Source organism: Corynebacterium sp. HMSC065H09 (assembly GCF_001812845.1).
In the GTDB taxonomy this organism is placed as follows: domain Bacteria; phylum Actinomycetota; class Actinomycetes; order Mycobacteriales; family Mycobacteriaceae; genus Corynebacterium; species Corynebacterium jeikeium_D.
Genome location: NZ_KV810602.1, coordinates 56078 through 76077 on the forward strand (window position 1 = coordinate 56078; position 20000 = coordinate 76077).

General features: G+C 57.9%; 19 protein-coding genes. 9 read left to right on the forward strand and 10 right to left on the reverse strand.

Annotated features, from left to right (window positions below):
* From HMPREF2878_RS09615 to HMPREF2878_RS09625, 3 genes are all read right to left on the reverse strand, one after another.
* A complete protein-coding gene (locus HMPREF2878_RS09615; protein WP_049190829.1) occupies nt 1–435 on the reverse strand; it encodes an OsmC family protein in 435 nt (144 codons plus the stop codon).
* Nucleotides 436–1013: 578 nt separating this feature from the next.
* Nucleotides 1014–1280 (reverse strand): 30S ribosomal protein S20, encoded by a 267-nt coding sequence (gene rpsT / locus HMPREF2878_RS09620; RefSeq protein WP_016422323.1) that lies wholly within the window; start codon nt 1278–1280, stop codon nt 1014–1016.
* 272 nt (nt 1281–1552) lie between these two features.
* Nucleotides 1553–2167 carry a type II toxin-antitoxin system PemK/MazF family toxin gene (locus tag HMPREF2878_RS09625; RefSeq protein ID WP_069359618.1) on the reverse strand — a complete coding sequence of 205 codons (615 nt, stop codon included), beginning with the start codon at nt 2165–2167 and terminating at the stop codon, nt 1553–1555.
* Between the two features lie 162 nt (nt 2168–2329).
* Between HMPREF2878_RS09625 and lepA the strand changes: the two genes are divergently transcribed.
* The 4 genes from lepA to HMPREF2878_RS09645 all read left to right on the forward strand — a co-directional run bounded on the left by lepA (nt 2330) and on the right by HMPREF2878_RS09645 (nt 7531).
* Nucleotides 2330–4177 carry a translation elongation factor 4 gene (gene lepA / locus HMPREF2878_RS09630; RefSeq protein ID WP_070595786.1) on the forward strand — a complete coding sequence of 616 codons (1848 nt, stop codon included), beginning with the start codon at nt 2330–2332 and terminating at the stop codon, nt 4175–4177.
* Nucleotides 4178–4189: 12 nt separating this feature from the next.
* The gene (locus HMPREF2878_RS09635) at nt 4190–5206 is read left to right on the forward strand and encodes an ankyrin repeat domain-containing protein (protein ID WP_070653424.1); all 1017 of its coding nucleotides are present in this window, start codon (nt 4190–4192) and stop codon (nt 5204–5206) included.
* A 91-nt stretch (nt 5207–5297) separates the two neighbouring features.
* Entirely contained in the window at nt 5298–6881 is a 1584-nt protein-coding gene (locus HMPREF2878_RS09640) for a cation:proton antiporter family protein (RefSeq protein WP_070595784.1), read from the forward strand.
* A gap of 77 nt (nt 6882–6958) precedes the next feature.
* Nucleotides 6959–7531 (forward strand): histidine phosphatase family protein, encoded by a 573-nt coding sequence (locus HMPREF2878_RS09645; RefSeq protein WP_049172631.1) that lies wholly within the window; start codon nt 6959–6961, stop codon nt 7529–7531.
* Nucleotides 7532–7810: 279 nt separating this feature from the next.
* Here the strand turns inward: HMPREF2878_RS09645 and HMPREF2878_RS09650 are convergent, their stop codons facing one another.
* Nucleotides 7811–8896, reverse strand: coding sequence for a lipoate--protein ligase family protein (locus tag HMPREF2878_RS09650; RefSeq protein WP_070653425.1), 1086 nt, complete (start codon nt 8894–8896; stop codon nt 7811–7813).
* Nucleotides 8897–8928: 32 nt separating this feature from the next.
* On the opposite strand from HMPREF2878_RS09650, the gene HMPREF2878_RS09655 reads away from it, so the two are divergent.
* The gene (locus HMPREF2878_RS09655) at nt 8929–9552 is read left to right on the forward strand and encodes a cation efflux transmembrane domain-containing protein (protein ID WP_070653436.1); all 624 of its coding nucleotides are present in this window, start codon (nt 8929–8931) and stop codon (nt 9550–9552) included.
* Between the two features lie 63 nt (nt 9553–9615).
* Here HMPREF2878_RS09655 and nagB read toward each other — a convergent pair whose 3' ends face one another.
* The 4 genes from nagB to HMPREF2878_RS09675 form a co-directional block, all read right to left on the reverse strand.
* Nucleotides 9616–10401 carry a glucosamine-6-phosphate deaminase gene (gene nagB, locus HMPREF2878_RS09660; RefSeq protein WP_070653426.1) on the reverse strand — a complete coding sequence of 262 codons (786 nt, stop codon included), beginning with the start codon at nt 10399–10401 and terminating at the stop codon, nt 9616–9618.
* 161 nt (nt 10402–10562) lie between these two features.
* Complete coding sequence (locus HMPREF2878_RS09665; protein WP_070653427.1) at nt 10563–10874, reverse strand: hypothetical protein; 312 nt, start codon at nt 10872–10874, stop codon at nt 10563–10565.
* A 101-nt stretch (nt 10875–10975) separates the two neighbouring features.
* A complete protein-coding gene (locus HMPREF2878_RS09670; RefSeq protein WP_070653428.1) occupies nt 10976–11764 on the reverse strand; it encodes a MerR family transcriptional regulator in 789 nt (262 codons plus the stop codon).
* Between the two features lie 111 nt (nt 11765–11875).
* Complete coding sequence (locus HMPREF2878_RS09675; protein ID WP_070653429.1) at nt 11876–13630, reverse strand: ABC-ATPase domain-containing protein; 1755 nt, start codon at nt 13628–13630, stop codon at nt 11876–11878.
* Between the two features lie 142 nt (nt 13631–13772).
* Here HMPREF2878_RS09675 and HMPREF2878_RS09680 point away from each other — a divergent pair, with 142 nt between their 5' ends.
* On the forward strand, nt 13773–15092 hold the full coding sequence (locus HMPREF2878_RS09680) for an MFS transporter (RefSeq protein WP_224784251.1): 1320 nt from the start codon (nt 13773–13775) through the stop codon (nt 15090–15092).
* Nucleotides 15093–15096: 4 nt separating this feature from the next.
* Here the strand turns inward: HMPREF2878_RS09680 and HMPREF2878_RS09685 are convergent, their stop codons facing one another.
* Nucleotides 15097–16131: an NADP-dependent oxidoreductase gene (locus tag HMPREF2878_RS09685; protein ID WP_187400067.1), complete on the reverse strand. Its 1035-nt coding sequence runs from the start codon at nt 16129–16131 to the stop codon at nt 15097–15099.
* Nucleotides 16132–16190: 59 nt separating this feature from the next.
* Nucleotides 16191–16787 (reverse strand): HD domain-containing protein, encoded by a 597-nt coding sequence (locus HMPREF2878_RS09690; RefSeq protein ID WP_016422339.1) that lies wholly within the window; start codon nt 16785–16787, stop codon nt 16191–16193.
* A 57-nt stretch (nt 16788–16844) separates the two neighbouring features.
* On the opposite strand from HMPREF2878_RS09690, the gene HMPREF2878_RS09695 reads away from it, so the two are divergent.
* The 3 genes from HMPREF2878_RS09695 (at nt 16845) to HMPREF2878_RS09705 (ending at nt 19999) form a co-directional block, all read left to right on the forward strand.
* The gene (locus tag HMPREF2878_RS09695) at nt 16845–17939 is read left to right on the forward strand and encodes a trimeric intracellular cation channel family protein (RefSeq protein ID WP_016422340.1); all 1095 of its coding nucleotides are present in this window, start codon (nt 16845–16847) and stop codon (nt 17937–17939) included.
* 15 nt (nt 17940–17954) lie between these two features.
* Nucleotides 17955–19250 (forward strand): alpha/beta fold hydrolase, encoded by a 1296-nt coding sequence (locus HMPREF2878_RS09700; RefSeq protein WP_069359607.1) that lies wholly within the window; start codon nt 17955–17957, stop codon nt 19248–19250.
* Between the two features lie 104 nt (nt 19251–19354).
* On the forward strand, nt 19355–19999 hold the full coding sequence (locus tag HMPREF2878_RS09705) for a class I SAM-dependent methyltransferase (RefSeq protein WP_070653430.1): 645 nt from the start codon (nt 19355–19357) through the stop codon (nt 19997–19999).
* Nucleotide 20000 lies beyond the last annotated feature (1 nt).

The following is a 20000-nucleotide window of genomic DNA, read 5'->3' on the forward strand; positions in this document are numbered from 1 at the left end:
CTATGCGAGTTCGAAGGACGAGGCCGCAGGGTTAGACAGCGTGTCCTGAACCGGGCAGTGGGATTCAACAAAGCCGAGGAATGCGACCAGTTCCTCCCTCGTGTTGTCTGCATCAATGTGGAAGCGGGTGTGAATCTCGGAGAAACCGATCTTTGCTTCCGGGTTTTTCCCCATGAAACCGTCTGGATCGAGCACACCGGAGCACTCAACCTTGACATCGTTGAGCTTGATGCCGTGGGCAGCGGCGAATGAGCGGACAACGATGCACTTGCAGGCGCCGAGGGCTCCGAGCAGCGCCTCGACCGGGTTCATGCCCGCGTTGGTTCCCCCGAGGTCAGTAGGCTCGTCCAAAGTGAAGCTCATGTCTCGAGAGGTCACCGTGGTTTCGAGGTTGGTTGGGGCATGCGCGACCGTTGTGAAAGTTGTCTTCGGCATGACGTTCCTTCCTGTAGAAATTGTGCTGGCGTAGTCGATTCTCGTGGATACTCAGATAATGCGCAGCAATTTTAGGGTTAATAGACAAGAAGTCTGTCAGATTCAAGACATTCCAGCAGGTCACGTTATGTAAATCGCGCTTGAATAGGGGCTCGGTTCTGCGAATACGTGTCTGGGCCTGATTCAAACCCGTTTTCCGGTCAATCCACCGGAGTCGCAACCGCATTCGCTGGCCGTGTGTTGGTGGCTGCATGTCGGTGTGCTGGAACCGAAGCGATGGAAATCAACAACCAACAGTGTGGGAGGCGGGGCCCAGGCCCTGCTCAAAGGGCTGCAAATGTGAAACTGTGTGAGTTTATGACACTTTCAAGCCATTTTTCGGGCCATTTTTGTCATAAACGTAGTCAGTAACTCGCATCGCCCCACCGCCGCCAGCCATAAACGCAGTCACTAACTCGCGTTGGGGTTAAATAAAAAAAACCGCCTCCCGCCACATCCGAAATGAAATCGGAAAATAGCAGGAAGCGGTTAATTTCACGGCACAAGCGCCACAAGAACGGCACAGCGCCAAAAGGGAATTAGCCCTCCAGCTTGTTGAAAGCCTTAGCCATACCGGACTTCTTGTTAGCCGCAGTGTTGCGGTGGAAGACGCCCTTGGTGACAGCCTTGTCCAGCTTGCGGGAAGCAACGCGCAGCTGAGCCTCAGCAGCAGCCTTGTCGCCAGCCTCAACAGCAGCCTGGAACTTGCGGATCTCAGTGCGGACTGCGGAGCGGATAGCCTGGTTACGCAGGCGAGCCTTCTCGTTGGTCTTGTTGCGCTTGATCTGGGACTTGATGTTTGCCATCGTGAATACCTCTTGTATCCGTAGTAGTTGGAATTGTTACCGCCCGCCACCAAGAAAAGTCCTGATCACAGTGCAAATTTCGGGTCGAACCTCTGCTGGTCAAACTAATTAACCAGCGAGTTAAAACCGCCCACTGCGCTTATACGACGATGAAAACGCGAACCCAAGGTCCTGCCCGCGCTCGCCGCAAAGGAACGCAACGGTAAACAACTTGCAGAATTCTAGCAAACAGCGCTGCCTAATACCAGCCGCTGCCTAACTCCAGCTACTGCCTAATTCCAGCCGTAATCTCCGCGAAGTCGGGCGGCGATGAGCTCAAAGCGCCTACGGGGCATCATCGCACCTGCGCGGCGAATACCCGATTCTGGGATGAGCAAGATACGGTCCATGCGAACCCACGATGGCTTGGGGTCTTCATTCCAGAACCCGCTGCCGATAAACAGCCACTCCGGGTGCTCACTGTGCTCGCTGCGGGTGGAAATCAGCATGCCCAATAGGTACTGGTCATGGCGCCCAACCACGACCACAGCGCGCTCGCGCAGGGCAGCATTTTCACCTTCGAGCTGCAGCGGAATCCATACCACTTCGCCGGGGTCGGCCTGACCATCCATGTCGGGGCTGTAGACGATTGTGCGGGCCAACTCCGCGGTTGGGCGCGCGATGGTCACCGAATCTCGCAGTCGAAGTAGAGCCTCCTTGGACTCGTCGGAAAGCGAGGTGTCCTGAGCGAGCCCAAGTTGCGTGTTGAGCTTAAACAGTGCCTCATCGAGGGTGTCGGGGCCGCGGAACCACTCGGTACCGGCGAAAAGACGCGCGCTGATGCGATTGCGCAGGCGGCGTGGCCAGCTTTCGCGTTCATTTTTATCGGTGGACGAAGTGGAGCTCATGGAATCTAAGTCTAGAGGTTTAGTGCGGAGGGAATCGATAGGTAAGATTGTGCGTGATTGTATTTAAGCCCGGCTGGTCGGTTTTCGAGGCCGGCGCATATGGGTCGGCCAACGCCGCGCCCCAATGCCCATAACGTCTTTATTTTTCGGAGTAGACCCAACGTGACCAAGAATTTTGCGGAGCAGACTTTTACGGACCCCTCACGGATTCGAAATTTCTGCATTATTGCGCACATTGACCACGGTAAGTCCACCCTGGCGGACCGAATTCTGCAGCTCTCGGGTGTTGTGGAGGCGCGCGACATGCGCGATCAGTACCTCGACAATATGGATATTGAGCGCGAACGCGGCATCACTATTAAGGCCCAGAACGTGCGCCTGCCGTGGGTTCCGAGCACAGGTCAGCACGCGGGGGAAGAGATTGTCCTGCACCTGATTGATACGCCTGGTCACGTTGACTTCACCTACGAGGTCTCGCGTGCGCTAGAGGCGTGTGAAGGCGCGATTCTGCTTGTCGACGCCGCTCAGGGCATCGAAGCGCAGACGCTGGCCAATCTGTACTTGGCCATGGAAAATGACCTGGAGATCATCCCAGTTCTGAACAAAATTGACCTGCCGGCCGCGGATCCGGATAAGTACGCGGAGGAAATCGCGCACATTATCGGTTGCGAGCCGGAAGATGTCATGCGTGTTTCGGGCAAGACCGGTGAGGGCGTTGCGGAGATGCTCGACCGAGTCTGTGAGCTCGTCCCGGCACCGGTCGGCGATCCGGAGGCGCCTGCTCGTGCGCTGATTTTTGACTCGGTCTACGACACCTACCGTGGTGTGGTCACGTACATCCGTGTTGTTGATGGGCAGCTCAAGCCGCGTGAAGTCATTCAAATGATGTCCACCGGCACCAAGCACGAGCTGTTGGAAATCGGCATTGTTTCGCCGCAACCGAAGAAGTGTAAGGGACTTGGCGTCGGCGAGGTCGGTTATCTCATCACTGGTGTGAAGGACGTCCGTCAGTCCAAGGTCGGTGATACCGTCACGCTGAACGCAACGCCGGCGGAGGAGCCGCTGGAGGGCTACGCAGAGCCAAAGCCGATGGTCTACTCAGGTCTGTTCCCAATCTCTCAGCAGGACTATCCTGACCTGCGTGATGCGTTGGAAAAGCTCCAGCTTAACGACGCTTCGTTGACATTCGAACCGGAGACTTCGGTTGCCCTCGGGTTTGGTTTCCGCGGTGGCTTCTTGGGCTTGCTGCACATGGAGATTACCCGTGCCCGCCTCGAGCGCGAGTTCGACCTGGATTTGATTTCGACGGCTCCGAACGTTGTCTACCGCGTTGTCATTGAGGACGGCACCGAGGTCACTGTTCACAATCCGAGTGACTGGCCGGAGGGCAAGCTCCGCGAAATTTACGAGCCGATGGTCAAGTGCACCATCGTTGTGCCGAGTGAATTCGTTGGCCCCACCATGGAGCTGTGTCAGCAGAAGCGCGGTGAGATGGGCGGTATGGACTACCTGTCGGAAGACCGCGTGGAGCTGCGCTACAAGATGCCACTGGGCGAGATTATCTTCGACTTCTTCGACATGCTGAAGTCCCGTACCAGGGGGTATGCCTCGCTGAACTACGAAGATGCCGGCGAGCAGCTTGCGGATCTGGTCAAGGTGGATATCCTCCTGCAGGGCGAAGCAGTCGATGCTTTCTCCGCTATCGTCCACCGCGACAACGCCCAGTGGTACGGCAACAAGATGACCAAGAAGCTGCGCGAGCTGATTCCTCGCCAGCAGTTCGAGGTCCCGGTTCAGGCTGCAATCGGTTCGAAGATTATCGCCCGCGAAAACATCCGTGCACTGCGCAAGGACGTCCTTGCTAAGTGTTACGGCGGTGACATTTCCCGTAAGCGCAAGCTGCTGGAGAAGCAGAAGGCCGGTAAGAAGCGCATGAAGAACATCGGTTCGGTCTCGGTGCCACAGGAGGCATTCGTGGCTGCGCTGTCCACCGACGAGGGCGGTAAGTAAAGGGGAAACTGCATGCCACGGAAGCGGAAGAAACTGGTCGAGAACTTCGAAGAGCTGCTCGAAGCCGGTGACATGGATGCACTGAAGGCCGTCTATGACACTTGCGCTCTCGACGCAGTCTTTGGCTACAGCAAGGACACTGCACTGGCGCTCCGTGGCACCCCGCCAGAGCTCATGCGCTGGCTAATCGACCAGGGGATCGACGTCAACACCGAGAACCGCTTCGGTAAGACCGCGCTGGCAGAGCATGCAAGCCGGGGCGATACCGACAAGATGAAAATCCTGCTCGAATGCGGTGCCGACATCGAAGCCGGTAAGTATCCTCCGCTTTTCATGGCAGCGAAGAGCCATCAGCCCAAGGCGATTGCGTTGCTGTTGGAAAATGGTGCTGACCTTCACCGCGAGAACCGCCTCGGTCACGGCCGGACAGCGTTCAAAGAGGCGGTTGCTGCTGCCGATACCGATTCCCTCAGTCGAGTCCTAGAGAGTATCGAGGTGCTTCTGGACGCTGGTTCGGAAATCGACGACGAAGTGCGCGAAGAGTTCACCAAGTTCGGTCGCCGCTACAACCGCATGTCAGAGAAGCAACGCGACAAGTACCAGCCAGTTATGGATCGCCTCTACGAGCGCATCGGTGCGGAACGTCCGGACGTGATTACGCCTCACGACGGCCACAGCGACATCATTGTCCCTGCAGGTAAGTCGACCAATGGTCAGTTCCGATTCCTCTGGAACTACCTGGTGCCGGGTGGTGGCGCAGCCGCGACTGTGCAGGGCGAGGTTATTCGCATCGTGGGCCGGCTCGGGTACGAGGCCCTGGAGATGGGCTACGTCAACTGGGACGAAGACTTTGTCGCGATGACCGACTTTTGGCTGGAGACAGTAGGAGCTGCCGAGGATGCAATGGCCGTCGTAAAGCAGCGCAAAGCCGGTGAGTCGGACATTGATGCGTTGACGGCAGCGGCGGTCGCGTGGGTGGCGGAGTACCCGCAGCCGATTGCATTGGGCGAGGTTCCGTACCGACGCTAGCTCCCAAGACGCTAGCCCCAGTCGGGTGGCAAAGAACGGTTAATGGCCAACCTCTGCATTTATCAGTTGTGTCAGCCGTTATCTTTGATGGGTGGAATCCGTATACCTAACAGCAATACTGTTTTCGATTATCGGCGGGCTCGGTGCTTCGTTGCTTCGGCTGCCGCCGCTGATTGGTTTCCTCGGGGCCGGTTTTGCCGTTCATGCAATGGGGCTCGAGGAAATCCCGTTCATTGATTCGCTGGCCGAGCTCGGTGTTACCACCTTGCTGTTCACGATTGGTCTGAAGCTAAATCCGAAGGATATCGTGGCGCCGCGAGTGGTCTTTTCGGGGTTGGGCCACGCATTTTTAAACACGGTAGTTTTTGCCGCGCTATTCGGTATCGCCAGTTTCTTGCCGCTGCGTGAGCTCACCGGGCTGTCGGTGACTGCGTTGATTTACATCGGCATTGCGACTTCCTTCTCGTCGACGGTGTTCGTGATGAGCCACTTGGAGGAGCAGAACCGCGGTGCTTCGGCCATCGGACGCATCGCGATTGGTGTGCTCATTCTGCAGGACATCATTGCGGTTGGTGTGCTGGTGGCATCGTCGGGTAAGACCCCGGAGCTGTGGGCGCTGGCTCTACCACTGTTGTTCTTCATCCGTCCGCTGGCGGCGCGTCTTCCCAACCGCATGTTCCGCACTGAGCTGCTGGTTCTCACCGGTATCGGCATCGCAGTGGCCGCGTACTCGGCTTTCGAGCTGGCAGGGCTGTCCGGCTCGCTGGGCTCCTTGGTTGCCGGTATTCTGCTGTCCTCGCACCCAATTTCTGACCGTCTGTCGGAAGCTCTGATTAGTATCCGCGAGCTGCTGCTGGTCGCGTTCTTTATCCAAATTGGCCTCGGTGGTCTGCCAAGTGCTGGCGGCTACGTTATCGCCGCGATTATGGTCCTGTTCCTGGTGTTCAAGGTCACTATCTTCATCGGGATCCTCAAGCGCACCGGACTGTCCCTGCGCACTAGCGCGTTGGCGGGCCTGACGCTGAGTAACTACTCGGAGTTCGGTCTCATTGTCATGGCTGCGGCGACGCAACAGGACATTCTGCCCGATGAGTGGACCTCGATCATGGCGGTCGCCGTGGCGGGTAGCTTCATTGCCAGCTCGCTGATGGTCCCGCATGAGGACAAGCTGGTCAGCTTCCTGCAGAAGTTCGTCCCAGAAACCCCAGAGGACCGCCTGGTCCCAGAAGAGGCAACGGTCATTATTGATAACGCTGATGCCCTCATCATGGGTATGGGGCGCGTCGGCGTCGGTGTCTACGGCAGGTTGGTTAATGAGTACGGCATGAACGTCTTCGGCGTTGACTTCGATGAGGATCGCATCGAAGAGCTGCGTGAGCAGGGCTACCAGGTTATCTCGGGTGATGTGACAGACCCAGAGCTGTGGCACCACATCGAGTTGGAGAAGAAACCAGCGCTGTACGTGTTGGCGCTGTCTGAGCACGCTGAGACCTACGCGATGATTCAGAACATCCGTAAGCAGGACACCGAAGCCGTGGTTGCTACCACCACTAAGGTGCAGAGGTTTAAGGATCAGCTTCTCAACGTTGGTGCCGACATGGCCGTCTACCTTTATGACGGTGCTGGCGAGGAGCTTGCCGACCGCGCAGTGGAAACACTTAAGCAGCGTTCGTAGCCGGATCCGTGACCCCGTGATGGGCTAGCAGGGCTGCCGCGGCTAACCGCACTTTCAGATAAGCCTAAGCTGGAACTATGACTGATTTATATCTCGTGCGGCACGGCGAAACTGAGTGGTCGCGCACTGGCCAGCACACATCGGTAACTGATCTTCCTCTGACTGACAACGGTCGGGAAGAAGCCGAGGCCCTGAACGGCTGGCTGGATCCGAAGGACTTTGGGCTAGTGCTGGCATCACCCCGCCAGCGTGCCCAAGAGACCGCTCGATTGGCAGGATTCCACGACTTCGAAGTCGAAGAGGATCTCGCGGAATGGTTCTACGGCGACTACGAGGGGATTACCTCGAAGGAAGTGCAGAAGACTGTTCCCGACTGGCAGATTTGGACTCACGGTGTGCCCAATGGCGAAACCGCGGAAGAAGTCCGCAAGCGCGTTGAACGTGTAGTCAAAAGGGTTCGTGAATCGGGTGAAGACAAGGCGATTCTATTCGCCCACGGTCACTCGCTGCGTGCGCTCACTACGGCCTGGTTGGAACTGCCCATTGAACTTGGCCAGTCCTTCCCATTGAATACTGCGTCCCTGTCAGTGCTTGGTCGCTACCATGACCGGCCTGCGGTTCTGCGCTGGAACCTCTCGCGGGGGCTGTAGCGGCGTTGTGGCCAGTGTCTCGGTGAATTCGCCGACACCGTTCAAGCTCTGTAGTGGGCGCCCGTGAATCACAATTCCGGTGCCTTCGATATCGGGGAGACCACCACGGCGGTGTTGTTACGGCGCGCGCCGAACCCTTCACCAGGTTTTGGTGCATATTCGCAGGATAGGACCCAATTGCACGCTCGCCGCTCACGTCGACTCTCCTTTGTTTACTTGTCTCCTTTAGTTAACTCCTTTTCCCGACCAGCTGTCGTATACAAGTAAGCAGTGCGACGTTTAGGGGACTCGGTGAGTCCAGCCCTCCGTGCCGTATTTGGTGTCAATAAGATGCTGCGCCGCAGCGAAGTCCTCGTCGGAAAGCGATGCCTCGGTGGCGCCGTAGCGGTTGATGAATGTCTGCTTCATCGTGTCAATGACTTCCGCGCGGCTGGCACCGGTCTGGCGACGGAGCGGATCGACGCGCTTCTTCGCGCTGCGCAGGCCCTTATCGGCAATCTTGGCCTTGCCAATGCGCAGGACTTCCATCATTTTGTCGGCATCGATGTCATAACTCATGGTGACGTGGTGGAGCACTGTCGAACCACGGCGCTTCTGTGCGGCACCACCAATCTTGCCGCCATCGGAGGTGATGTCATTGATGGGGACGTACCACGCATTGACGCCGAGCTGCGCGAGCGCAGCGATGACCCAGCGGTCCAGGAATTCATAGGATTCAACGTAGCTGAGGCCTGCTACCAACTTCTCCGGCACATAGAGCGAGTAGGTGACGCAGTTGCCACCCTCCATGAACATCGCGCCACCGCCGGAGAGACGACGCACCACTTGCACATCGTGCTTCTCTACGCCCTCGGGTTCGAGTTCATTGACATAGGACTGGTAGGAACCGATGACGGTGGCACGATCATCCCAATCCCAGAAACGCAGAGTTGGTCCGCGCTGTCCGGAATTGACTTGGTCAAGGAGGACCTCGTCGAGAGCAACATTCATCACCGTCGGCAGGACACCCGGCTGCAACACCTCCCACTCCAGATCCGTGAAGTCGACAGCCTGTGTCAGTGCACGTCGAACGACCTGCGCAATGACGTGGGTATCAAAACCGTGCAGCCGCACCTCGCGGCCAGACTGATCCTCAAAATCCTTCAGCGCCGCATCGAGGCGAGCCTGTAGGCGCTCCGTGTTGTCCCCGGCAGGCGCATCGAGGAGAGCGTCATTAATGATGTCGTAGGCTTCGTCGGGCTCGAGGAAAAAATCGCCCGAAATGCTTATCGACGAAATCGTGTCACCGGTGGTCTCACAGTCGGCGACAACTAACTTGCCGCCGGGAACCTTCATTTCTGAGTGGAACTTCTGTGCGAGGGTCATAGATTTCGATGGTACTCGCGCTGCGCGTTACGATGCTCGCCGTGTTTACCTCATCGACTTTGGATCACCGCGCCCGCAAAATTGTGGCGTGGGTAGCAGGCCTGAATCTTCTCGGATTCTTCATTGAATTAATTGTCGCCTCAATTATTGGCTCCGCAGCCCTGTTTGCTGACGCTGCGGACTTTCTTGAAGATTTCCTCATCAACCTGCTGGTTCTCACCGCATTGGGTTGGTCGCTGGCGAGCCGTCGTAAAGCAAGTTTCGGCCTTGCCGGGCTGATTCTGATTCCGGCGATTGCGGCGTTTGGCACCGCCATTTGGAAGATGATTAGCGGTGAGCCGCCCGAGCCACTAACGCTGTCGGTGACGGCAATTATCGCGATGGTCATCAACCTGGTCTGCGCGATTTTGCTGATGAACCTGCGCAAGGCTGACAGTGCGCTCATGCGTGGCGCGTGGTTGGCTGCGCGTAACGACGTCCTGGCGAACCTGCTCATTCTCGCCGCTGGAGTGGTCACCATTTTCTGGTTCAGCGCATGGCCGGATATCGTCGTGGGACTAGTCATCGGTGTCATTAATCTGACGGCCGCGAAGGAAGTCTACGAGCAGGCGCGCGCCGAAGACCCCGAGCTGGAGATGGATAATGATGACGACTAGTGCCGACTAGTCGTGTGCGTGGGCTGGGGAATAGTGAGGTCGGGCAGGGGAAGAGGCTGGGGCCTACTTCCACATATCCTTCTGCCACTGCGGCTTATGGGCGTAGGTGAACTCGTAGTATTCCTTGTTCTTCAGCTCACTGGCTGCGGCCTGATCAATCACAACCGTGGCCCGTGGGTGCAGCTGTAACACGGACGCGGGCATCGACGCGCTCAGCGGGCCCTCGATGGAGGCGGCAATAGCGTGAGCCTTTGCGGTGCCGGTGGCCAGCAGCAGGAGGTGCCCCGCACGTGAAATAGTGCCAAGCCCCTGGGTGACCACGTGGTACGGCACGTCTTCGGCGGAGTCGAAGAAGCGGGCGTTATCCAGCACGGTCTGCGGGTGGAGGGTCTTAATGCGGGTCAGAGAACTTAAAGAGCTGGAGGGCTCGTTAAACCCGACATGTCCATTGGTACCGATGCCCAGCAGCTGAATGTCAATGCCGCCGGCCTCGATGATCTTTCGCTCGTAGCCCTCACAGGCCGCGCCGATGTCGTCCGCGAGGCCATCGGGGATATGGACACGCGCCGGGTCGACATCCACGTGATTGGAAAACTCGTTGTGAATCACGTGGTAGTAGCTCTGCTCATGCTCGATGGGCAGGCCCACATACTCGTCGAGTGCGAAGAAACTGCAGTCCTTGAAAGTGACTTCACCAGCCCGATGACGACGAATCAGTTCTCGATACGTCGCAAGCGGGGTCGATCCTGTTGCTACACCGAGGTTTCCACCTTTGTTGGCGTAGTACGCGAGGTAGTCCGAAGCGATGCTTGCGACTTCGGCCTCAGAATCGACGATGATGATTTCCATGGTGGAACACTCCTGAAAACGAGGGCTCTTGGCAGAAATTGCAAAAGGTGCGAGACAGAGTACCAGTGACTCCACAACGCTTAGCGCTATAGCCCTATTCAGATGAGGTTAATCTGCCATGGGGTTAGACCTGTAATTGAGCCCTGTTTTTCCTGCGTAGGCTACTTCACCCAGAAGTTGCCGTCTTCGTCCTTGTAGATGATGTCGCCAGCGTGAGCGACCTGGGTGTCATTAACCTGAAGCTCAACCAAATCCAGCGTTTCGACGATTGGTTCAATGTAGACACCACCGTTAAACCAAACCTTGAAAGCATCTGCCGAAGTTGAAGAACCGGAGAAACGGTGTTCTTCATACTTGTGCACTGGTGCAAAAGGGCAGCCAATAGCCTGTGCGACAGCCGGAGAGGCAGTAACAGCGCCCAGCACAGTAGCGGCACCGATGGCGACAGCGGCGAAAGAGCGAGAGAACTTCATGAGTCAATTCTAAGCGGATTCAGGCCCGGGGGGGGGGAAAAGGCCTGGATGAACGGCTACCGCCCGCCGACTAGCGTCACCCGCCACCTGCCACCTGCCACCTACCGCCACTCGGCAGTAGCCGGGTCAATCCCTTCCTTACGGGCCTGAGCTTCAATCAATTCCAGCAGGTAGCCAGCATTGCCGCGATAATACCGGTCAAACCGGGAATCAGCGACGTACATGCGAGCCAGCAGAATCTGCTTTTCTCGGCCAGCCTCGTAGAAGCGGGTAATAGAGGCCAAGTGACGGTCAACTAGCTCGGCCGCCTCTTCGGAACCTGGCTCCACGTGTCGCTCGGCAGCGTCGGCAAGCGCATCGGCAAAATCCTTAGCCTCTGCCTCAAGAGCAGCCCAGTCGTTATCCGTCATATTTTCCTGAGCCTGCTGGGACTGCTCCCACTCGGTGGTGTCACCCCAGCGCTCCTCAGCCTCGGCCTCTAGATTCTGCCAGTCGCGGCCCAAAAGCTCAGCCTTCGTCTTTGCTTCCATCGTGTGTCCTTCCTCAATCAGTTTGTCCAGAGACTGCACCATGTGGTGCAGGGCAGCGATCTTCTCGGTGAGAACAGTTCGCTGTGCGAGCAAACGATCTTTCCGACTTATCGGGGAGGAATCGCCGTGGATGAAATCCCCGATAGTCTTCAACGGCACACCAGCGGCGCGGTAGACCAGAATCTCCAGCGCGGTGTCGATGTCCTCATCGGTGTAGAGGCGGTAATCGGACCACGTGCGATACTGCGGGCTGAGAAGCCCAACGGTATCCCAGTGCCGCAGCGTGCGCGTGGTAACGCCCAGGAGTTCGGCCGTTTCACCGATGGTGTACTCGTTGTCGTTGTTGCTCACGGGAATCATCTTTCTGTTTGACGTCGCGTCAAGGTCAAGACCCGACGCCGAAATCCGTCGAAGAAGTTAGTTGCGGCAGCCGCAGGTGTGCCGTTCCGCAGCCCGCTAACCTTCGGCTCGCTACCGCAAGAGCCGAAGCCTGTTGATTGCGGCTACAACCTCCTGGAAACGAGGCTCCGCTAAATGACCAGAATTGGTAGACGCAGCTGTCGCGTCGAACAGCGAATGACAAAAGTTGTCGTATTCGCGCCGGATTAGGTCGGTGAGGTCAGTACGTCCATCGAGCTGCTTTACGACGGCGCCCAGAATCCGGGCAATGGCTTCTGTTTGGGAGGAATCCATCAATTGGCTGACAGCGCGCAAGTCAAGATTGTCCTTGCCCACCTGAATCAACTCCAGGCCACGAGCCCGCGGTGGCTTGGGAGGTTTCGCACCGCGGCCACGACCACCGCGACCACCGCCGTGACCGCCATGTCCGCGACCGCCATGCCTACCACGGCCCTCACCGGCAGGGAAGTCAGCCCGCAATAAACGCTCGCCGAACTGCGCGAACGCAGGTGAAGGCTCAGCAGGAGTAGCAGATTCGCGAAGTTCACGGGCGCGCTCGGTGACGTCGTAAGGCGTGTACGCATCCATAGCGATGACAGTGTCTGCGACATCGATGAATGCACCAGAACCACCAGCGACGATGACTGTGGAAATCCCATGGTCCTCCCAGAGCTCGCGGACCCGCGCGACCAGTGGAGTAATCGGCTCCCGGTCATCGGGGATGAGTCGGCGCATACGCTCATCACGAATCATGAAGTTGGTCGCGGAGGTGTCTTCATCGATGAGCAGCACTCGAGCACCGGAACCCAGCGCCTCCATCAGACCCGCAGCTTGGGAGGTCGACCCCGATGCGTTCGCCGTGGAAAACCGGGTCGTGTCATCACCGGAGGGAAGACCGTTGATAAACGGTGAGATATCCACACCAGTGATGGCCCGGCCGTCCTCGGCACGCAGCGCAACCGCAGTCTCGTCGGCGACGACAAACTCGCGGCCATCGCCAGCAACATGGTTATAAACACCCGTGACCAGAGAGGACAGCAATGTGGACTTGCCGTGGTAGCCACCGCCGACAATCAACGTCACGCCCCGCGGAATGCCCATGCCGTGCACCGTTTTACCCGATGGCAGCTGAAAACTGTGCTGCAGCGATTCGGGCGAGGTAAACGCAGTCGCACCGGGCTTCGGCAGCTGGCTATTGCCCGCCTGACGGGGCAACACCGACCCGTCTGCCACAAACCCAATCAGGTCCGCGTCCGCCACCGCACGGCGTAAAAAGAGCTGGTCATACTCTAATTCCGCGGCTTCCTCGAGCGCATCGATGGGTGCGTTCACGATGGCGTCGTCAAGCGCGTCCAACAGATCCTCACAGATTAAGCGCGCCGCCTCACGCCCGAGAATGCGTCGGCCGCGGGCGGGCAGTTGGATTTCTAGGCTGATCTGGAGGGCATCGTCATGCTTATCGACGTCGTGCGCATCCGCACGGAGCTCAGCGACAGCTGCTCGGCGCAAGACCTGCTGACCTGGAGAATCAATGAATAGTCCGCGACCATACTTCTTCAAAGCGCGCACGAGGCGGCGGTTCAACAAATCGAGCTCCGCCGTGCTGAACCTACCGGGCTGTGACCGGGAGGCGCCGCGATAGTCCAGTACGGACAGCGGAATGTGGACGCGTGCCCGCGATGCCGGGGCGTAGGGGTCGGATTGAACCTTGTCGATAAATAGCGTCGCGTCCAGGTCTGGCAGCTCGTGGGAGCCACGAAGAGATTTGTATGCACCGTAGCTCTTGCCATCGAGGTTGGAGAGACGTCGATAAAGGTCAGCGGGCATATTTCTACTTTCGTTGAAGATGTTAGATGTTCTTCCCGCGAGTGTAATGGCAGAAGGGGCAAGCGCGTTTCGTGCTTCGACTGGCCTGAGCAGACAGTCGCGTGCGTCAGCGCCGTTGCTGCGGACAGGTAGCGTGAAAGGTATGACGGATAGCTCGGTAGCTGACAAACCTGTAGGGGACAACCCAGAGTCGGTGCAAAAACACGCCAGCACCAACGCCAAGCGCTATGTTTGGGCGCACGGCCTGCAGAATATTGGCGATCAAATCGTCGCGGCAAAGACGTTGTTGCCATGGTTGCTGCATTCGGCTGGCGCGCCGGGCTTCTTCATCGCCATGCTTGTGCCAGTGCGTGAGTCCGGCTCTATGCTGCCGCAGGCTGCGCTGACACCGTGGGTGAAATCTCGCCCGCGCCGCACGACCGTCTGGATTGCCGGGGCGTTGGGGCAAGCGGTCGCTGCAGCGCTGATTGGTCTGGCGGCGTTGTTCCTGGAAGGTACCGCGCTCGGTGTTGCTGTAATCCTCGCACTTGCAGGCTTTGCGACGGCCCGAGCACTGTGCTCGATGGCCTCCAAGGATGTTCAAGGACGCACGATTCCGAAGGGGCAGCGCGGGCAGATCAGCGGCCGAGCTGCGATGTTGGGCGGTGTCGCCGCAATTATTGTTGGTGCGGTGTTGTGGATCATCCGCGATAACGTCACCAAACCGATCGTGGCGGGGCTCATCTTTGCTGCAGCTCTGTCATGGGTGGCAGCGGTTTTGATTTTCCGCGGAATTGTCGAGCCCACCAATGAAGATGACAAGGAAGAGCCGAATAAAACCTGGTGGCAGGACACCTGGCGGCTATTTGCGGAGGATAAGAACTTCCGTGACTTCGTGATTGTCCGTAGCTTGTTGCTGGTCACAGCACTATCTACGTCGTTCATCGTGACCTTGAGTGCGCAGGTGGGTGCTGATCTGGAAGCTTCAGACGGTAGCGGCGGGGGAGTGAACGCAAACGTCGGCATCTTCATGCTCGCTGCGGGTTTCGCTTCTCTGATTGGTGGAAAAGTCGCCGGAATCTGGTCGGATAAATCCTCAAAGAAGGTCCTGACCTACTCTTCGCTCGTCGGCTCGATCGTGCTTTTCCTGCTGGTCGCAAGTGCGCACTGGCTTTCCACCAGCGCCAATGCCTGGATTTTCCCACTCGGTTTCTTCGCAATGTCCGTCGTTCACGCCGGTGTTCGTGTGGCTCGTTCGACCTATGTTGTTGACATGGCAGAAGGCGACAAGCGCACCGAGTACGTCGGAGCGGCCAACACCATCATGGGTGTTGTCCTGCTCATCGTCGGTGCGCTGTCGGGTGTTATCGCTAGCTTCGGCCCTGCGGCGGCTCTAATCTTCCTGGCGCTGATGGGACTGGTTGGTGTCGCTATGTCCAGCAGGCTGAAGGAAGTCTCGGCTCCGCGCAGGGCAGTTCTTTAGTTCGTTAGAACTCTACGACCATCTTGCCGGTGTTGCCTCCGCTAAACAGCTCGAGGAATGCAGCTGGCATGTTCTCGATACCGTGGCGAGTGGTGACATCGTAAGCGACCTTACCGCTGACGACCAGCGGAGCCATTCGCTCCTGGAATTCACCTGCCAGGTGCAGGTACTTGCCCAATACGAAGCCGCGCAACGTAATGCACTTGCCAATGGCCAGAGCTAGGTTGCGTGGTCCGGTCGGAGCTCCGGTGTTGTTGTACTGGGAGATTGCGCCACACATAGCGACACGGCCAAAGGTGCGCATCGCGCCGATGGCTGCCTCCAGGTGGTCTCCACCAACGTTGTCGAAGTAGAAGTCAATGCCCTCTGGTGCCGCCTTTGCTAGCTGCTCTGCAACCGGGCCGTCGTTGTAGTTAAAAGCGGCATCAAAGCCGAGTTCGAGCAGGCGCTTAACCTTCTCGTCCGAGCCGGCGGAGCCAATGACGCGGGAAGCGCCCATCTGCTTGGCGAACTGACCAGCAGCCGAGCCAACTGCGCCAGCAGCGCCAGAGATAAAGACGACGTCGCCTTCCTTCATCTCTCCGACGGCACTCAGACCAACGTAAGCAGTAAGGCCAGTAAGACCAAGGATGCCCAGGTAGGCAGCAGCTGGAGCAACGTTGAGGTCAACCGGAGTTGCTTCGGAATCGGCAATAACAGCGTTGGTCTGCCAGCCGTAAGAGTGGCGGACAGCGTCGCCAACCTGGAACTTATCCGACTTGGACGCAAGGACGGTGCCTACAGCACCGCCAGTCATTGGCTGGTCGAGCTGGAATGGTGGGATGTACGACTTGGTGTCGTTCATGCGGCCGCGCATATAGGGATCAACGGTAGCGACCGAGTTGGCTACCAAAATGTCGCCGTCGTTAAGCTCAGGCAAATCGACGGTCTCGAGGCGGAAATTCTCGTCAGTTGGCAGGCCGGACGGACGAGACGCTAAAACCCATTGCTGAGTGGTGGTGGGCAGTTCGGCTGTGGACGAAGCATTAACCGAAGTCACTATTATTCTCCTGTCGTGTATTCCTGGATTAATTGTCGGTTTAATTGTTGACTCGCAGGTTACGCCTCTTGTACCCAGGAATCGAGGCGCTCAATAAGAACGCTCAGGTCCGCTAGCAAAGGCATGTCGGGCAGTCGTTCGGCAATCACGTTGCGGACGCTTGTGTACCACCACAGTTGCTGGCTCGGAGTAGACCGAAAGCGGTCCCACAGAGCGTGACCATCGCGGTCTAAATCCTCCAGAGTCTGGCTGAGATTGTGGAACTTATCCGCAGCGGCCACGATGAGGGACTCCTCGCTGCCATGAGAAAGCTGCTCCAGGTAGGCATCGGCACGCTCCTGCCACGAGGGCAGGGAAGAGTCTTTGGTGACGCCCTCGACGATCTCAACCACGCGAGGCCCGAACTCATCTTCCATCTCGGCACGTGAGTAGTTTTCCGGCACGTCTTCCAAAATGTCGTGGAAGAGGGCTGCCAACAGCACGTCTTCGTCGTTAGTCACGCTCGCCGCAATCAACATCACTGACATCGGATGGCTGATATAGGGAAGGCCAGAGCCCTTTCGGTAGTGCCCATCGTGTGCGCGGGAAGCAGTTGCGATGCCGCGCATGAGCCTGCTGCTGGGGCGTGCTGAAGCAAAGGTGTCAGCGTTTTGCATGGGTATCCCGACCTTTCGTTGATGCTTGAAAAATAGCAGCGTCTAAGCTTGAACATCATGAACGTCGCAGAAGTAGATCCGCTCATCGAGTCGATGTACCGGTGGTCCGATGTCAGTGGTGTCCTGCTCATGGGCATCATCGGTGGCACCATCGCCCGGCAACGAGGCTACGACATCATCGGGTTCTTCTTTATTGCGCTGTTCTCCGCACTGGGGGGCGGCATGATTCGCGATGTTCTGATTAACCAGGGCACCGTCGCCGCAATGAGCCAGCCGGAGTACCTAATCCTGGCGTTTACTGGTGCGCTCATTGCGCGATTTTTCTATTTCAAAGGAAAGACCTGGGAATACGTTCAGGTCCACGGTGACGCTGTGGTCTCGGGACTCTGGGCAGCTACGGGAACGGTCAAAGGCGTCACGTATGGTCTGCCCATTCTGCCGTGCATCATGATGGGCGTTTTCACCGCCACTGGTGGTTCCATGATCCGCGACATTGTGACCGGGCGAGTACCCGCTGTTTTCGGCGGCAACCAGCCCACGGTCATCCCGGCCGTGGCTTGCGCGGTCATTGTCATCGGAGGCCACCATTTGGGATTTATGGCCGTGTCCATGGTCATTGGTCCTATCGTCAGCATCCTGCTTTCGCTGCTGGGGTACTGGGGTAATTGGCGAGTGTCGGCACACTCGGAGTGGGCGCCACTGAACGACACCGCGGCGCAGATTGCGGTCCTCGCACGTCGAGCAGAGGGCAAGAGCCGCGAGGTTGGTCGACGTTTCGAGCCCGCACGCCTCCGCAGCTGGCGTCACCGACAGATGGAAAAAGCGCTGCAGCGTCGCATTCAGGCTGAGGTTGATAGGGGAGTGTCGCGTTCCGACGCCGAGGCCAACGCGGAGGAATTCCTGGAGGAGTTCAATGCGGACTTCCCAGCGGATCTGCACATGCCGACGGCGCAGCAGGAGACAGTGCAGGATGACAGCGACGAATCCGATTTCGGTGTGGACCTATCCGGTGATTCCTATGATGACTACGGAGAAGATACGGCACTGCGGCAGCGGGAATACCGGGAGATGTTGGATCAAATTCTTGCGGACGATGAGGCGACCGATTTACTCGTCGCAAAGCTGATGAAGAAATACGAGCAGCGGGATTAGAGGAGCGGCAGAGACATGGCATCGACGAGTACTGCAAGCAGGCATTTTGGGTACATTATTAAGGAACACACCGTTGAGGTGCCCTGGGATCCTTTTACCGAAGCTGCGAATGCCGCGACATTTGAGCTTTTCGCCAGGGAAATCTATGCGCCAGGAAATGAGGATGCGCCGGCAATTGTCTATTTGCAGGGCGGCCCGGGATTTCCGGCACCGCGTCCGGTAGGTGCCAGCGGAGTAATCGGTGAGGCGCTGAAGGAATTCCGCGTCATCCTGCTGGATCAGCGCGGCACTGGGCGCTCGCATCGAATTGATGCGGCCAATATTGCAGATGTTCCGGCCGAGCGGCTTGCCCAATTGCGTCAGGAATACATCGTCGAAGACGCGGAGGCATTGCGAAAGCATTTGGGCATTGCCAAATGGTCGCTGTATGGCCAGTCTTTTGGCGGGTTTTGTATTACTTCGTATCTCAGCTGCTATCCGGAATCCGTGGAGCACGCTTATCTCACAGGCGGTTTACCTGTTCTGGACCGTGGTGCTGACGACCTTTATCGCACGACGTATGCGAAGCTGCGCACCCGTCACGAGCGTTTTTATCGCGAGTATCCGTGGGTCGAAAACCGAATTCGAGAAATCTGCGCGCACCTCGAGCAATCTGCAGAAACTCTCCCCACCGGTGAGCGACTGAGTTCTCGCCGATTCCGCACCATCGGAATTGAATTAGGCCGCGGAGATGGATTCCACAATCTGGCGTATTTGTTGGAAGAGCCATTCCACATTCGCAATGGCGAAAAGCAATTGCGCACCGATTTTCTGGCCGATGTAGGATCCCGCGTGAGTTTCGCCGACGGTCCGCTATACGCCGCGATTCACGAATCCATTTATGGTGGCGTCGGAAACCAGCCCACAACTAATTGGGCAGCTCACCGTATTCGCGAGGAAATCCCAGGTTTTGAAGAAAAGGCCAATCCTGCAGGAGACGAGCCGTTCTACCTCACCGGTGAGCACGTTTTCCCCTGGCAATTCGACGAGGACCCCGCGCTCGTTCCTTTCAAGGAAAAGGCGGAAGCATTTGCGCAGCACACCTGGGAAAGCTCGCCGTATGATTCCGCACGCTTGCTTGCCGACGCCCCAACCTCGGCAGCCGCGGTTTACCTCGACGATATTTTCGTGCCGTTCGAGTACTCCATGGAGACAGCCAACTGCTACCGGGACCTGCGGCCACATGTGACCAATGCATTCCAGCATGACGGTATTCGCCACGACGGCGCGGCCATCTTCGCGCGGCTCCGCGAGCTCGTCGAGGATCACTAGGATGCCAGTTTGCCGGTGGAGATTCTCTCCCCGTAGAACTTCAAACCTCCGCAGAACCTCATGTAGTCCAGCATTGCCTCTCGGTGCCGTCTATCCTGGTGAGCATGTCGACAGCAGCGTTCTGGGATGGGAAATTCACCGCAGATCGCGAGGCCGCAAGTGACGGTTCGCCCTCTTTCTTTGGCGGCGAACCGAATCCGACAATCGCGCAGCATGTTGAGGTAATCCGGAAAGGTTTCTCCGACCCCTCACGTGCGCTCGACCTAGGCTGTGGCCGTGGCCGTCACACGGTGTGGTTAGCCAGCCAGGGCTGGGATGTCACCAGCATGGATTTCTCCAGCGTCGGGCTCGAACACACTGGAGCCGCGTTGGCAGCTGAAGGGCTCTCTGCGAACCTGGTCCAGCAAGACTTAACAGACTGGCAGCCGGAAGCAGGAAGCTTTGAGCTGGTAGTCGCCGCATTTATTCACCTGCCGCGCAGGGACAGGGAGAACCTCTGGCGAGCCGTCGCTGAGGCTCTCACTCCGGGTGGCTACTTTGTCTCAGTCTCACACCATCCGGACAACGAAGTCCACGGCCCGGGAGACCCCGAGCTGCTCTACAGCGCGGATGAGGTCACTGATTTCTTTGCGCACGAGCCGCAGAGTCTCGAAGCGGTGGTGGCGCAGCGTGACGTCGTCAAGCAAATCGATGGCAAGAACGTTGTCGACACCGTGGTGGTGCTGCGGAAGACCTGCGCGGAGAGCTAGA

Bases quoted from the DNA above. Each gene is read 5' to 3' on its own strand.
- HMPREF2878_RS09615 (WP_049190829.1), bottom strand. From the start codon at position 435: ATGCCGAAGACAACTTTCACAACGGTCGCGCATGCCCCAACCAACCTC.
- rpsT (WP_016422323.1), bottom strand. From the start codon at position 1,280: ATGGCAAACATCAAGTCCCAGATCAAGCGCAACAAGACCAACGAGAAG.
- HMPREF2878_RS09625 (WP_069359618.1), bottom strand. From the start codon at position 2,167: ATGAGCTCCACTTCGTCCACCGATAAAAATGAACGCGAAAGCTGGCCA.
- HMPREF2878_RS09635 (WP_070653424.1), top strand. From the start codon at position 4,190: ATGCCACGGAAGCGGAAGAAACTGGTCGAGAACTTCGAAGAGCTGCTC.
- HMPREF2878_RS09645 (WP_049172631.1), top strand. From the start codon at position 6,959: ATGACTGATTTATATCTCGTGCGGCACGGCGAAACTGAGTGGTCGCGC.
- HMPREF2878_RS09650 (WP_070653425.1), bottom strand. From the start codon at position 8,896: ATGACCCTCGCACAGAAGTTCCACTCAGAAATGAAGGTTCCCGGCGGC.
- HMPREF2878_RS09655 (WP_070653436.1), top strand. From the start codon at position 8,929: ATGCTCGCCGTGTTTACCTCATCGACTTTGGATCACCGCGCCCGCAAA.
- nagB (WP_070653426.1), bottom strand. From the start codon at position 10,401: ATGGAAATCATCATCGTCGATTCTGAGGCCGAAGTCGCAAGCATCGCT.
- HMPREF2878_RS09665 (WP_070653427.1), bottom strand. From the start codon at position 10,874: ATGAAGTTCTCTCGCTCTTTCGCCGCTGTCGCCATCGGTGCCGCTACT.
- HMPREF2878_RS09670 (WP_070653428.1), bottom strand. From the start codon at position 11,764: ATGATTCCCGTGAGCAACAACGACAACGAGTACACCATCGGTGAAACG.
- HMPREF2878_RS09675 (WP_070653429.1), bottom strand. From the start codon at position 13,630: ATGCCCGCTGACCTTTATCGACGTCTCTCCAACCTCGATGGCAAGAGC.
- HMPREF2878_RS09680 (WP_224784251.1), top strand. From the start codon at position 13,773: ATGACGGATAGCTCGGTAGCTGACAAACCTGTAGGGGACAACCCAGAG.
- HMPREF2878_RS09690 (WP_016422339.1), bottom strand. From the start codon at position 16,787: ATGCAAAACGCTGACACCTTTGCTTCAGCACGCCCCAGCAGCAGGCTC.
- HMPREF2878_RS09695 (WP_016422340.1), top strand. From the start codon at position 16,845: ATGAACGTCGCAGAAGTAGATCCGCTCATCGAGTCGATGTACCGGTGG.
- HMPREF2878_RS09700 (WP_069359607.1), top strand. From the start codon at position 17,955: ATGGCATCGACGAGTACTGCAAGCAGGCATTTTGGGTACATTATTAAG.
- HMPREF2878_RS09705 (WP_070653430.1), top strand. From the start codon at position 19,355: ATGTCGACAGCAGCGTTCTGGGATGGGAAATTCACCGCAGATCGCGAG.